13 protein-coding genes and 1 pseudogene are annotated in these 13,164 nt (G+C 39.2%); 11 read left to right on the top strand and 3 right to left on the bottom strand.

What is annotated here, in order from left to right:
• The first annotated feature begins 66 nt into the window (after nt 1-66).
• The 3 genes and pseudogenes from LDO37_RS25440 to LDO37_RS25430 all read left to right on the top strand — a co-directional run bounded on the left by LDO37_RS25440 (nt 67) and on the right by LDO37_RS25430 (nt 4,174).
• Nucleotides 67-1,188 (top strand): GGDEF domain-containing protein, encoded by a 1,122-nt coding sequence (locus tag LDO37_RS25440; protein ID WP_224056069.1) that lies wholly within the window; start codon nt 67-69, stop codon nt 1,186-1,188.
• A 1,336-nt stretch (nt 1,189-2,524) separates the two neighbouring features.
• Nucleotides 2,525-2,713, top strand: a pseudogene (locus LDO37_RS25435) (ectoine synthase); the annotation flags it as partial.
• A gap of 24 nt (nt 2,714-2,737) precedes the next feature.
• Complete coding sequence (locus tag LDO37_RS25430; protein WP_126610152.1) at nt 2,738-4,174, top strand: aspartate kinase; 1,437 nt, start codon at nt 2,738-2,740, stop codon at nt 4,172-4,174.
• A 523-nt stretch (nt 4,175-4,697) separates the two neighbouring features.
• Here the strand turns inward: LDO37_RS25430 and LDO37_RS25425 are convergent.
• The 3 genes from LDO37_RS25425 to LDO37_RS25415 all read right to left on the bottom strand — a co-directional run bounded on the left by LDO37_RS25425 (nt 4,698) and on the right by LDO37_RS25415 (nt 6,774).
• The gene (locus tag LDO37_RS25425; protein WP_224055510.1) at nt 4,698-5,243 is read right to left on the bottom strand and encodes a DUF1566 domain-containing protein; all 546 of its coding nucleotides are present in this window, start codon (nt 5,241-5,243) and stop codon (nt 4,698-4,700) included.
• Between the two features lie 214 nt (nt 5,244-5,457).
• Nucleotides 5,458-5,688: a hypothetical protein gene (locus tag LDO37_RS25420; protein WP_126607257.1), complete on the bottom strand. Its 231-nt coding sequence runs from the start codon at nt 5,686-5,688 to the stop codon at nt 5,458-5,460.
• Between the two features lie 258 nt (nt 5,689-5,946).
• The gene (locus LDO37_RS25415; protein ID WP_126607258.1) at nt 5,947-6,774 is read right to left on the bottom strand and encodes an AraC family transcriptional regulator; all 828 of its coding nucleotides are present in this window, start codon (nt 6,772-6,774) and stop codon (nt 5,947-5,949) included.
• A gap of 234 nt (nt 6,775-7,008) precedes the next feature.
• Between LDO37_RS25415 and LDO37_RS25410 the strand changes: the two genes are divergently transcribed.
• The 8 genes from LDO37_RS25410 (at nt 7,009) to LDO37_RS25375 (ending at nt 13,089) form a co-directional block, all read left to right on the top strand.
• On the top strand, nt 7,009-7,788 hold the full coding sequence (locus LDO37_RS25410; protein ID WP_126610247.1) for a class I SAM-dependent methyltransferase: 780 nt from the start codon (nt 7,009-7,011) through the stop codon (nt 7,786-7,788).
• On the top strand, nt 7,781-8,422 hold the full coding sequence (locus LDO37_RS25405; RefSeq protein ID WP_126610248.1) for a LysE family translocator: 642 nt from the start codon (nt 7,781-7,783) through the stop codon (nt 8,420-8,422). Before LDO37_RS25410 ends, LDO37_RS25405 begins: the two co-directional genes overlap by 8 nt.
• 462 nt (nt 8,423-8,884) lie before the next feature.
• The gene (locus LDO37_RS25400; protein WP_185829958.1) at nt 8,885-9,277 is read left to right on the top strand and encodes a hypothetical protein; all 393 of its coding nucleotides are present in this window, start codon (nt 8,885-8,887) and stop codon (nt 9,275-9,277) included.
• 337 nt (nt 9,278-9,614) lie between these two features.
• A complete protein-coding gene (locus LDO37_RS25395) occupies nt 9,615-9,884 on the top strand; it encodes a type II toxin-antitoxin system TacA family antitoxin (protein WP_126610249.1) in 270 nt (89 codons plus the stop codon).
• Nucleotides 9,881-10,414 carry a GNAT family N-acetyltransferase gene (locus LDO37_RS25390; protein WP_126610250.1) on the top strand — a complete coding sequence of 178 codons (534 nt, stop codon included), beginning with the start codon at nt 9,881-9,883 and terminating at the stop codon, nt 10,412-10,414. The genes LDO37_RS25395 and LDO37_RS25390 overlap by 4 nt, the downstream gene beginning before the upstream one ends.
• 370 nt (nt 10,415-10,784) lie before the next feature.
• Nucleotides 10,785-11,849, top strand: a complete 1,065-nt coding sequence (locus LDO37_RS25385; RefSeq protein ID WP_126610251.1) for a hypothetical protein — start codon at nt 10,785-10,787, stop codon at nt 11,847-11,849.
• A gap of 2 nt (nt 11,850-11,851) precedes the next feature.
• Nucleotides 11,852-12,259 carry a hypothetical protein gene (locus LDO37_RS25380; RefSeq protein ID WP_126610252.1) on the top strand — a complete coding sequence of 136 codons (408 nt, stop codon included), beginning with the start codon at nt 11,852-11,854 and terminating at the stop codon, nt 12,257-12,259.
• Nucleotides 12,253-13,089, top strand: a complete 837-nt coding sequence (locus tag LDO37_RS25375) for a hypothetical protein (RefSeq protein WP_126610253.1) — start codon at nt 12,253-12,255, stop codon at nt 13,087-13,089. Before LDO37_RS25380 ends, LDO37_RS25375 begins: the two co-directional genes overlap by 7 nt.
• Nucleotides 13,090-13,164 lie beyond the last annotated feature (75 nt).

Here is a 13,164-nt window from a genome sequence, read left to right as displayed (position 1 = left end):
TATACTTTGTATTTTAAAACAATGTACTACACTTTGTATAATATTAGAAAAGTAGGCTAGAGTTTAATGAATGTCACTGATAAATCATTAGTAGAGCAGCAAAAAATCACCGATTCAGATTTGAAGCAACGAATGAGACTGTTCCGGATAACAGATGAAGATCTTGATTCGCGTAAAGAGTTACGCGGTCTCATAGAGCGTCAATTAGATGATATTGTATCAACGTTTTATAAAAATCAAACAGCGATTCCTGAGATTGCAAATTTAATTGGAGACTCTGGAACGTTGCAGCGTCTAATCTCTGCACAGAAACGCTATATTCTAGAGTTGTTTTCTAAAGAAATAGATTTGGAGTATGTAGAGAACAGATTACGTATTGGGTTGGTTCACAAACGAATTGGTGTAGACCCCAAAATGTACTTATCCGCTATTACTTATTTAAAAGGCGTACTTATCAGAACAATAGATGTCAATTTTTCAGATGAGCTATATGCAAAACATTTAGGAAATATTCTACTACGACTTATCGACTTTGATGTATCATTAGTTTTTGATACTTATATAAAAAGTATGATGACTGAGTTAGAAATCGAGCGAGAAAGATCGGATAAATATGTAGATGATTTGGAAACTTTGGTAATTGAACGTACTCGAAGTTTGGAGAAAATAACACGACTTGATCCGTTAACCAATCTTTTAAATAAAAGAAGCTTAGATATCAAAGCTAATAAATCGTTTGAAATTGCGAAGTTGAAAAATGAACCAATTTCTTTGATTTATATAGATATCAATGACTTTAAATCCTTTAATGATTCTCATGGTCATGAAGAAGGTGATGCAATCTTGGTTCTAGTTTCAGATTGCATCCGCTCAGTATCTCGAAACGTAGACTGTTGTTTCAGAGTTGGAGGAGATGAATTTGTCGTAGTTATGCCTGGTTGCACTCAAGAAAGCGCCAAGTGTAATTATATTCCACGTCTAGAAAAAGAAATTGCGGCTTCTCGAGAAGATGTGACGCTGAGTATCGGTATCGCTCAATCGGGACCTGAAGATTATTTACCGTTTAAGAGTACTCTGCATCGTGCCGACAAAGATATGTACCTTCAAAAGCGCAGTAAATCTACTCACAGTAGAGATAAGATTCCTCGTTTAGTCGAGAATAAGTCTGTAAAAAATATGGATAATTAGTCTTTTAATTAATTGATTTAATACGTTAAAAATAACGAATAAAATTTCAATAGTAACATGGTTTCTCCTACTTATCTCTCGACCTAATACATATTTAATTATGTAATTAGCAAAGTACTATTAGACAAGGAGTCATAATACTTATGCTATTTATTTATCTGCCTGCTGAGTTTTATTAGAGGGGAAGCGGCAAGATTTTTATTCGCGGTTTATATCGGTAGTTCTATATTTGGAAACACTGTCGGAGTCAGTTTTCTCTCAAAAAAAATGCTATTTTATAACTTTATTCCTGTCATCGCCGGAAATTGGTTATGTTACTGATTGTGTAATAAATCCAATGAACCATTTGTTTGAAGCTAAGGCAGTTTAATCTTCGAAACACTCAAAAGCAATTAGGGTATATAAACAGTCACTTGAGTTAGCAGCGATAGTAAAGAGATATATGATTAACATCAGTGAATAAAACCAGCTTCCGAAAATACTTACTCTTATCAACACCAGAAACCATCAGGGTAAAAGCACGTTTGGTGTCTTCGTCAATTACCTTACTAGGATCCCTTAACTCCCATTGTGAGACTCATACAAACAATCTCTAGTGAGGTATGTTTGTTATATTTATGGTTAGTACTCTAAGTAAAATTGTTTTATTTTTAAACAGCTTCCAACGATAGTGTTATTCACCATTCTCAATAGAGTTTCTTTAAGTTCTATTCATCAAAATTATCGATTTGCATCTATAATGTTCTGTTTTATAAGAATTTTAAGTATATTTTATGAGGTTGGGAAATGTTGCTACCTGACCGATAAGATATCTAGGAGCTAGTTTAGATAACGAACTTGTATTGTCATTTTTTCAAAAAAAGATTACAGCACTAAACATTAGATGTCATAGTAAATTATGAGTTGGTTGGGTAAATAAAACTCACATAATTGAGATCCACATCACATTAAGAGGTGTAAGTCTAGGGTTTATTTGCTTTTTAACTCACTTTTTGCATGATGATAGGAGTTTTATTTGTTTAGAGTACGAAATAAGTGAGTGCTGTTATGATTATATTTGTACCTTGCGTTGCTTACCCTGAAATTGGAGAAGAACCCGACCATAATGGAGTATTCAGTGACCCTAGTTCAGAAGATGGTGATGACATATTTAACCTCATAGCTCGCCACTGGAAACCAATTCTTCCTATTACAATTTCTTGCAGCCAACTGGTTTTCGCCAAACGTATCTTTTGACTCGCTATGATGTTGATATTTATGGTTTTACTTTTTTTCGTAAAGAAAATCACCTCAGTACACTGCTCGCTTGGCAAATGTCTGGCTCACCAAATCTCACTATATTTTAGACCAGCGTGATGAGGATGAGCACTACCTCCGTGTTTACAAAGGAAAAAATATGGTAATGGCGTGCGTGTTTAATCCATCAACCACGGTTAAAGAAACCCATGATGAAAAGGCGTTTCCCCGTTCATTGAGTAAATGTCCCCTAGTGGCTAGGGCAATAAGTTTAGCCTTTTCCCATTAATCCAATCAATCAAAAGGACCCACCATGACTTATACCGTAGAGAAAATCGGCGGTACATCAATGACAGCATTCGATGCTGTTTTAGACAACATTTTGATCAAAAATAGCGACAAAGAGACATACAACCGAGTATTTGTGGTGTCCGCGTACGGTGGGATCACCGATGCCTTGCTCGAATGCAAAAAAACCGGCAAGCCGGGTGTGTATCAGTTAGTCGCTAAACGAGATGATAGTTGGCAGCAAGCACTTGACTACCTAGAACAAAGAATGTTGCTCGTTAACGAGAATATCTTTGCCGACCCTATGAACCGTCTTCGTGCGGATAAGTTTATCCGCTCTCGCTTTTCTGAAGCGAAAGTCTGTATCTCTAACATAATGGAAACTTGCCAGTATGGTCAGTTTTCTCTGCGACACTACCTTCCTCAAGTCAGGGAGTTTCTCGCCTCTATCGGTGAAGCACATAGCGCCTACAACACAGCACTTAAACTGAAAAATATTGGTGTAAATGCCAAGTTTGTTGATCTGTCAGGTTGGGATACACAGGTGCCTAGTAGTTTAGATGAATGTATTCTTAATGTATTTGCAGACATCGATACGAGTAAAGAGTTACCCATTGTCACTGGATACGCTTCTTGCCAAGAGGGGTTAATGTCCACTTATGACCGCGGCTATAGTGAAATTACATTTAGTCGTATCGCGTCATTAACCAGTGCCGATTTAGCAGTTATCCATAAAGAGTACCATTTAAGCTCGGCTGATCCTCGGATTGTTGGAACCAATAAAGTACGACCTCTGGGTGAGACTAACTACGACGTGGCTGATCAACTTGCTAATCTCGGCATGGAGGCGATTCACCCTAATGCTGCCGCGGGGTTACGCGAAAGTGGAATAGGACTTAAAATCAAGAATACCTTTGAGCCTCACCATAAAGGTACCCTTATCTCTTGTGCTTTTCGACCAACAATGGACAAGGTAGAAATCATTGCAGGTAAAGAAAAAGTCTTTGCTTTGCATCTTTTCGACCAAACCATGGTTGGCAGCGTAGACAATGTCAGCTGTGACTTAATGCAAATAATCACTGATGCTCGAGTGAAACTAGTTGGTAAAGAGATGAACGCGAACTCTATGACCTATTACCTAACAGGTATTAGCGATGCGTTGAATAAAGTACTGTACCAAGCGGAGAAAAGATTCCCTAACGCAAATATTAAAGGTCGAATGGTTGCCCTGATCTCTGCGATCGGCTCTAAGTTTGATACCAATCAAGCACTAGCAAAAGGAGTGTTAGCGTTAGTCGAACAAGACATTACACCAATCGCAGTCCATTCTTCAATGAGAAATGTGAATGTTCAATTTGTCGTTAATGACCATGAGTATCACTCTTCAATATGCGCATTGCATGATATGTTTTTTAATCATAACACTAAAGCGCATACTCGATTACATAGTGTGTCAATGTGAGTGCTTAGACACGAGTTATACACGTCTTAAAGCCCTGCTCCACAGCTAGCTAACTTATGTCACATCTCCTCTTTAATGGTCAGCTAAGTTCTTACCTAAAATGGTTTAGCAAAACCCATTAGTGAGGAGGTTCCCATAGTGATCTTCGCCATCAATATTAGACTCTAATTTAGGGTGCCACTAAAAAGGGATGTTTACACTCCCGCTACCAATATCACTGTGTTAGAAACATTTTATTTGGGGACGGGGACCAGTACGATCAGAATTTCAATAGAGACTGTTGTCAGTCTATTTGCGATCGCGACTTATGGGGTGGCTCTCCATTATCGGCCTATCTAGGTTGACATGTCAGTGTGAGGAAAATTGCCGTGGTAAAGTGATTTTTTTTTGGGTAAGACGGTTTGTCGGCTTTAGAACTGTCTCATATTAACAATGCATTATCTTTTTAAGAGAGACCTTCGATACAAGTGAATAAAAAAGCCAGCAGAGGTTCTGCTGGCTTGGAAGTCAGTTGTTTCTTTCGTTAGTCGTTATAAGAAACACAAGACGCATAGTTTTTTAACCCTACTGAATAAGATCTAGTAATATTATTCACCAAATCCACAGGGTAAAACTTGCTGTCTTTAGCTGGGTGATTCGTCCAATAGTCGTAATATCCTGGCCAGCCGTAGTTTGCTGTTAAGTCGCCTAAGTGATAAACCAAGCTGTAAAGTTCATATCGGTTGGGTCTTTTCCAATTGGTACGTCCCATGAATTTTAAATAGCCAAGTCCGTTACAGTATCGGTCCAGTTGACCACCTTGACCATAGTTGGAGCTCGTTGGATCGTTTTCCCAACCCCATCCATCGTAACGAAAGCGAGCAAACTCACCGTCTATTCGAGATTCCTTGTAAGTAGCGCCATAAGTGCTTCCGTAGTTGTAACCAGAGTCATCTAGTTTGTAACCAAGTTGCTTCATCACCTCAATACTAGGCGTCGCGGTAAATAGCTTGTTGTTGGCTTCACCTGAATCGCCTTCGATGACTTTAAGGCAATAGCCTGCTGCGTTGTACAAATCGGTATCATTCACCTGTCCTCCGCATGGAAGAAGACTCTCTGTTGAAAGCAACGTTTTTATGACCCTACGATTTCGCAACACCTGATATTTTATTTTTTGAAGAGCTGGAATAGGAGCATGCACACATACCGGGTTTAGGGTAGGCGAGTTAATAGAAATAGACTGAGAGCCATCAAGGTAGGCGCGAGAATTGGATGAACGAAAAGAAGGGAAACTTAGGGCTGCCTCATGTATTAATGATGTTATTAATGTCAGATAAGAGCACATCTCTTTTAATAAGGCGTTGTTTAATTTTAAAAAGATCTTCGAACGCATTTTCTTTTTCATCCCAAGCTCTTGAGAAAACATCCTCTTTAACTCTTCCTTCAAGGAAACCTTCCAATGCATGAGTGTAAACTTCACTGCATAGCTGGTAGCGATTACTGACTTCAATCAATGCTTTTTGATCTGCATCCATTTATAAACACCTATATGGTTTACATACATTCAAAATATAGCTCAAAAAGCTCAAGCTTACAGTTTGTTTTAATCTGAATTTTCTACCTAAGTCACTTAACTTACTTATACATAGAGGCTTTTATTTCTAAAGCAATATTGCCCCGTCTTTTGATGGTTGTTTGCGCCACAGGAGTACACGGTTTCCATCAAATAAGAGACCAGCGTCTTTAAACTCGTCTAGATCAGTGTTGGTATCTTAATCAGTTTGGGATTGAACTCATATATAACTGAGAATCGATTTGCGATACATGTTCGGCGTCACTGACGTAAATTGCTTGAAACATCGAGTGAAATGGCTTTGGTCTGAGAATCCACATTTGAATGCGATATGTGAAAGTTTTTGGTTTTTTCTCAATAGCTGTTTGGCTTTGTTAACTCTTACTTGAATCAGGTACTGATGAGGCGTGGTTTGGAGCAATCGTTTAAACTCAGTAATCAAAGTATTTTTATCTAAGTTGGAAACGAACGATAGTTCGTCCAAGCTAATATTCTTATCGTAGAAAGACTGAATGTAATCCATTGCTTTTTTGATATTGGGAGATGCTTCAGGAACTCTTTTGAATACACCAATTCCCGACTGATTGACCAGCAAAGAAAGAACGAATCCGTACAGTAAAGTCTCCAAACACAGCCGAGACGTTGGCTGATTGATTTCTTGGAGGGACATCCGAAAAAAATGGCTGGTTCGACTATCAGTGACAATCGGGTCGCTGATAAAAGGGCAACCATATTTAGCGTGCGGTGTATCTTTTAAAATAGACTGAATCTGCTCTGGGGTAGGATAAATGGCTTTATAAGAACAAAGTGTGTGTCCTACGGCCTCCCCCGTGTGGCTAGTATCAGCGTTGATAATCACCAGTTGGTCTGAACTCGACTTATAATTATTCCCGTTCATTCCAAAGCGCTGGACTCCTTGATCTAGCATGCCTATAGCGTACCCCTCGTGGTGATGCAACGGGAAAGGCTGTCTTCCATAAACAGTACTAACAAATTCAATACCGTCGTAAGCATCAATCAATGAGTATTCGGACTTATTCAGTTCCATACGCTGACTTCCTTGTGCATATTTCGATTAATTGAATAATTATTTTTTACAACGCAGTTCTAGATGGATAAACCAATTGAATACAATGTGTTGCTATAAAGCTCCATCCATAATAAATGCGAGCCGTGTTACATAAAGGACCAGTTATTGCGAATATAAACGGATTTATTTTCAATATTTGTACAGGTGGATTTCGGATATTAATAATAGATCATAGTAAAAAGAGAACCTAGTATGGAAACTGTCGAGTTCAATGCTGTTAGATCTAAGTCTTATAAAATGGCAATCAGCAACTTTGAAGGAGTATGGAAAGAAGACCTACAAGTCATGATTGATTATTTAACGCCAGCGATAGGAAACAAAATTCTTGAGATTGGTGCAGGTAGTGGCTTCTTTAGCTTTGAAATCGCAAAGCTTGTTGGTGAGAGTGGGACCCTTCATGTTGTTGACCCATCTCTGGAGCAACTACAGCCAATATACGACAGCGCCTTTACGAACATAAAAATTCATTGTGAAGCTGCTGAAGCAATGAATATCGATTTAAATTCCGAGTTAGATTTGATATGGACCCGTGGCGCGTTCCATCACGTAAGTAGTAAGACAGATACGATGAAGGCATTAAATCGAATGTCCAAAGCGGGCGCGAGATGCCTCATCTTTGACATCTTTTCTGGATCGCCAGTGGCGGAATACTTTGACGACTTTGTCGCTAGAGCATGTAAAACCGGTCATGAAGTTAGTTTTTTAAGCAAATCATTTGCCCGTAGTATGTGCAAACTGTCGGGGTGGGGTGAGCCTCACTTTATTGATATTCCTTTGCGATGGCACTTTAAGGAGAAGGAACACATCGGTGAATTTTTAAATCAACTGCTTTCTAATAAGCCTGAGTACACATCAGATATGACCATGGCTGCGGCTGAACAAATTCTGGGTGTGTTCAAAATGGACAGCGGCTGGTGCCTAAACTGGCCTATGACATTGATGGAAACACAGAAAGAAAAACACTATGACTAATATTGACTTCGTTGGGTATTTAGCGGTGTGCGTCGTCGCAGCAGGCACACCGGGTCCAGGTACACTTGCGGTAATTAACCAAAGTCTGACCAATGGGGTGAAGCGGACAGTGCCACTCATAATAGGTATTGGCTTGGGCTTAGCATGTGCGTCTGTGGTAGCCATAGTTAGCTTACTTTATTCCTATAGCATAGCTCCTTGGACATACCAACTGATAGGGCTGTGTGGAACCTGCTACCTTGGCTACTTAGGGCTAAAGTTAATAGTCAGCGCAAACAACACAGTGGATGTTACCTCAGAAGAAGAGGGGGTTACTCTAGACTCCAACCTTGCACTTCAAGGTTTTTACATCTCGCTGTTAAACCCGAAAACAATCTTGTTCTTCTTGGCTATTTATCCCGTTTACCTCAACTCGGCATCAACGTTTAGTGCGAACTTCATTAACCTCACGGTTTCGCTGGTAACGGTCACAGCATCCATTCATATCGTGTATTCCATACTGTGCGCGAAGATAGCAAAGATTATAAACATCAACAATGGATTGATAATGCGAGTAACGGGTGTGATATTTATCGCCTTTGCACTGATGCTTTTCTATGAAACTATCCGGACGTTCGCAACACATGGACAATAAACCTATGACCAATCGTATTGCTGGTGGCGACATGCGTAGAAAACAACACAATTGAATATGATCTGCACTGACTCGATTTTGCCCCTTTTAAATTAGGACATTTTTCCATCAAACTTTGCGGAAGGTCGTTTGACCTACATTTTCTAATTAGTGTGGTGTCTACTATTCTGGGTTTCTGTGAGTTTATCTGTCTAATGAAGCTTTCTTGCCATTAGTGGAATTGACGAAATTACGATCTTTGTTTATGTTAATATGACACTGACCGATTCACTCACGTTACGTGAACTCTAGTATTAATAGTCAAGGTAACCAAATAGGTAGAAGACTAGGGGCAGCTCCCATTACTAGCTGATGAGATCTCAATAGAGCCATTGTGAATCCTAATTGAAGTTTTCCCACAAGGGATGCTTCGCTGTCTGTCTTGTGCTAAAAAGACACTCAGCATGTAATTAGGATATTACTATGCCTGTAAAAACACTCCACACTTCTTCTGAAGCTAAAAAGCATTACAAAAGCATCTCTTACGAAACCCTATTGGCAAGCTGGCTATTACAAGATGGTTGGGAAGTATTTATGCCTATGATAGATCATGGTATGAAGACCGATGTGCTTATTTCTGACGGGAACAAATTCTACCGGATTCAAGTAAAGTCGGTAGGATGCTTTGATGGAAACACAGTTGTTACTGACCAGTGGCAAAATGCACAGATTGATTATGTAATATATTTCTCAAGATGTTCAAATTGGGGATACATTGCGCCGCCTTTTAAGGGAAAGAGGAGGGTTAATCACCCCGATCATGTAAGGTTTCACCAACATCCCAAGAACTTTCTCAAAGCTTTTGGTCGGGTTTAATAATCTCTACTCAGGATGAAAAATCGTTAACAGTTGCTCTGTAACATAGGACTGACTAACTTTGATTGCGCATCGACAGAATTGCTTGGTGATCGCAAGTGGGAATGCGGACTTTGTGACTCGGAAATGTCCCAAAGTTTGTTAGATTAAATTCTCATTCATATGCTGCTAACGTGCTAAAAGTTATCTGACTCAGTTCCCGACGAGTTAATGCGTCGTATTGTATCGAGATTATGACGTGTTTTTTATCCGTAACCTTTCCGTACAAGTTGAAGCTGTTCAATGTTTGAACTATAATTTCTGTCGTTACGGAATGTGTCCGTACATTGGAGGAATTATGGCAACAGCACGTTTAGATATCCGCCTTGATGAAGAGATAAAAGCGAAAGCTGAAAAGGCATCAGCATTGCTTGGTCTGAAAAGTTTAACTGAATATGTAGTTAGGCTTATGGACGAAGATGCAACACAGGTAATTGAAGAGCACGAAAGTATCGTGGTTAAGGATAGTGTCTTTGACGAATTTATGGCTGCTTGTGACAAAGCAAAAGCGCCAAATCAAGCTTTGTTGGAAGCTGCAAAATTCACAGATGAGAGCGGTATCAAGTGAGTTGTGGTAAAGAGTTTGTAGAACTTAGTAAATTATATCACGACCGAAACTCATTCGACTGTGGTGAGCAGGAGCTAAATACATTCATCAGAACTCAAGCAGCAAAGCATATGGAAGCAGGTATTAGTCGAACAATGATTCTTCCTAGTGCTCAGCCATTGCTTAATCAGAAGTTTGCAATATGTGCATTTTACAGTGTTGCGCCTAGTTCAATCAGTCGAGAAACCTTACCAGCGCAACTAGCAAAGAAACTTCCTCGATATCCCATTCCAGTATTTCTTTTAGCTCAGTTAGCTGTGCATAAGGAATTTCAGGGCTCTGGGCTAGGAAAAGTCAGTTTAGTTCGTGCACTAAAGTACCTTTGGGAAGTTAACCACCATATGAGGGCGTATGCTATTGTCGTGGACTGTCTGAACGATTCAGCACAGGCATTCTATGCAAGATTTGGCTTTGAAGTATTGTGTGAACATAATGGACGCATTCGCATGTTTCTAGCAATGAAAACGGTAGAAAGACTTTTTAACCAATGAGAAAATAATAATTAGGCAGTGCATAATCCTAAATTCGCTTTAGATCAATGCTGTATGACAGTAAGCTAGTACGTCCATGCTCAGATAAGGGCTAGTTAATTCTCTAGCTTAAACATGCCCCTTTTCTCATTAGAGTAGATAATCATTCACATTCTGTTCATGTCGATTTGCCATATCAAAACTTATCTGAAAATTATCATCCAAGATGAAATGATGTGGTGCGCCATCTCTGGGTGTGTCACTTAACTTTTCTAGTTAGAGAGGTGTATAGACAATAAAGCTGTTGGATTGTGACTCTGTCCATTCTTTATATGTAGACCCATTAGTACATGGGGTGGTAAATTAAACGGGTAGCATATGGAGGTTGTGCATGTCTGTCGCACTAGTTAAAAAAAACAATATTCTAGATTTATTTTCCTACATGGAGAGTCTTGCGAAGAACTCCTATGCGAGAATCTACTTAACGCAGTTAGGGCTGGATACATCAAATAGCTGGGAAGCCACTAAGCTAGAAATGATGAATCAGTTGTTTGATCAAAACGATAAGCTGAAAGTGGCGGATGCTTTGCCGAAGCTTAAAAGAGTCGCGAAAGCTCTCCACCTGACCAATAGGCACATAATTCAGTTGATTCAGGGCGACGCTAAAACGTTTGCTGATATTCGTACAGCGTTAGATAACCTAGTTATTACTCCAAGTGACTACTCAAAAGTTTTTCCGTTTGAGCATACAGGGAAAATGACTAGCACAGGTTTCCCTGTGCTTACTGCGATTGAAAAGGACACAAATGGTTGGGCGGTTTACTTTAGTACACCAAAAATCAAGAAGATAAAGGTTCCAATTGTTGTTCAGCAGAATGGAAAGCCAAGAACTGTGATGTTGGATGACGAGGTAATCAAGCATGTCTATGAAGTAGTTTATGTTCCATTCAACAATGATCGTATCGAATTGCGAGTTTCTGGTGAAACATACAAGAAGGACATAGAAGAAACGTTAGACAGGCTAAGGCAAGCCTTCTATGATGTTCTAAGAGTTAGCGGCATCAATCTTACGTCTCTAACGATTATGCAATTAGAAAAGGCTATCGTTAGCCTCTACAAGCAAGATGGTTATGGCAAAGTCGTAGATACCAAGTTTATCAGTGTTAAGAATAGAACACTGATGCCTCGCTCGAATCAACGGAAAACTGACAATTGCTTAAGAGAACAGAAGTATCATAAAGCAGGAGAAAAGGTTGAAGCAGTAAAGTGTGTTGGGCTTATTATTCAATTTAAAAAGCGTACCACAAAGAAAAATCTATTGGTTACGACTAGACTACATCTAGAGTGCGAACCTAATTCTGATTACAATACGTGCAGTCATTTTACTTTGGAAAATCCGATTGGTAACGCCAAAGCGTTGTATACCATAAATCACTTAATTAAATCAAATGTTTAGATATGAAGTCTAATGTTGTCGAGTTCATAACAGAGAAGGCCATATTCCCAAATGGGATGGAATCAAAGGCTATTAAATTCTTGCAGTATTTAGACTGTGAGAAGGATGACTTCTACTATCCGCTCACTAAGATAAAGAAAATTACTGAGCTTGATACGGAATCAAGTTTAGCTTTAGCAAGGTTCTTTTGTGGTTCCAATGTGTCTCTTTTAGAGCCTCAGTATGTTTATGTTACTCATGACGACGAGGTCATAAGTATCTCAAAAAACGACTTCAACAAAGGTATCAGATGCTCAGCTGATAGTTTTGTCACTGAGGATTCGCACGATTTGGAGCATTTCGATAAGAGACGATTGAAGTTCTACTTTGTTAGAAAAGTAGAAGCTGAGTATGAGGAATTTGAGTGGTAAGTGATTATGACTATTCTGATGACCCCGCCTGTGACGAATATCTAGCTAGCCACAGTCCTGAAGATATTATCGAAGGGTTTACTAACGCAATAGCTCCGAGTACCTACGAGGAGTTTCTCCAGTCCGCCATTTATGCAATGAAACACTGTATCGCGATAGTAGAGCAATCTGGTAATCGCTATTACTCTTTTGGTGAAGAAGAATTGAACTCACTGCTAGCAGGATTGATGATGGGGCAATCCTTCAGTGCTAGTACAGAAAAAAATAGGCGAGGTAAAATCGACATTACTATTGAGTATGGCGACTTTTCCTGGTTGGTAGAAGCAAAGTTAGGAAAAACAAATAATTACATATTTGAAGGTCTTCTACAAATTCTAACTCGGTATGCAACAAGTGAGCCAGATTTCGGACTACTTGTTTACTTTCAAGATAAGGCCCCGTTGACGAAATTTAATAAGTGGTGTGACTACATAGATAATGAAGATTGGAAAAAGTACTCTGAAAAGAAAGAGATACTGGAAGAAGTTCTAGATTATATTCCAAAAGGAGAATGTAAATCAATCGAATCAGACAACCAAATGCTTGCTCAAAGACAAATGACTACTAGTCATGGCTCCAGCATTAACATTCAATATCTTGGGGTAAATCTATACCACAATCCACTTGATGATAGTGGTAGAACGGGTAAGGGAAAAAATGTCTTTCACGCTAAGCAAACGGTACAGAATGAATACCTAGCCTACCAAGAAAATGCAGACTGTGATGTTGATAAACTCATGAGAGCATTAGGTGTGATTTTTGAACAATCAAAAGACTTTAATAAAATGTAGTAGAGTTTGCCATCCATAGAGACCCGTGTCGACAAGTCAGAGGTGATTGTTCTTTGTCATACTTTAAGTAATTCG

This window comes from Vibrio penaeicida (assembly GCF_019977755.1).
GTDB lineage: Bacteria > Pseudomonadota > Gammaproteobacteria > Enterobacterales > Vibrionaceae > Vibrio > Vibrio penaeicida.
This window is presented reverse-complemented; position numbering and strand designations above follow the sequence as displayed.

What these genes read in the sequence shown, in the direction of transcription:
- LDO37_RS25440 (WP_224056069.1), top strand. Translation starts at nt 67, where the DNA reads ATGAATGTCACTGATAAATCATTAGTAGAGCAGCAAAAAATCACCGAT.
- LDO37_RS25430 (WP_126610152.1), top strand. Translation starts at nt 2,738, where the DNA reads ATGACTTATACCGTAGAGAAAATCGGCGGTACATCAATGACAGCATTC.
- LDO37_RS25420 (WP_126607257.1), bottom strand. Translation starts at nt 5,688, where the DNA reads ATGGATGCAGATCAAAAAGCATTGATTGAAGTCAGTAATCGCTACCAG.
- LDO37_RS25415 (WP_126607258.1), bottom strand. Translation starts at nt 6,774, where the DNA reads ATGGAACTGAATAAGTCCGAATACTCATTGATTGATGCTTACGACGGT.
- LDO37_RS25410 (WP_126610247.1), top strand. Translation starts at nt 7,009, where the DNA reads ATGGAAACTGTCGAGTTCAATGCTGTTAGATCTAAGTCTTATAAAATG.
- LDO37_RS25405 (WP_126610248.1), top strand. Translation starts at nt 7,781, where the DNA reads ATGACTAATATTGACTTCGTTGGGTATTTAGCGGTGTGCGTCGTCGCA.
- LDO37_RS25400 (WP_185829958.1), top strand. Translation starts at nt 8,885, where the DNA reads ATGCCTGTAAAAACACTCCACACTTCTTCTGAAGCTAAAAAGCATTAC.
- LDO37_RS25395 (WP_126610249.1), top strand. Translation starts at nt 9,615, where the DNA reads ATGGCAACAGCACGTTTAGATATCCGCCTTGATGAAGAGATAAAAGCG.
- LDO37_RS25385 (WP_126610251.1), top strand. Translation starts at nt 10,785, where the DNA reads ATGTCTGTCGCACTAGTTAAAAAAAACAATATTCTAGATTTATTTTCC.
- LDO37_RS25380 (WP_126610252.1), top strand. Translation starts at nt 11,852, where the DNA reads ATGAAGTCTAATGTTGTCGAGTTCATAACAGAGAAGGCCATATTCCCA.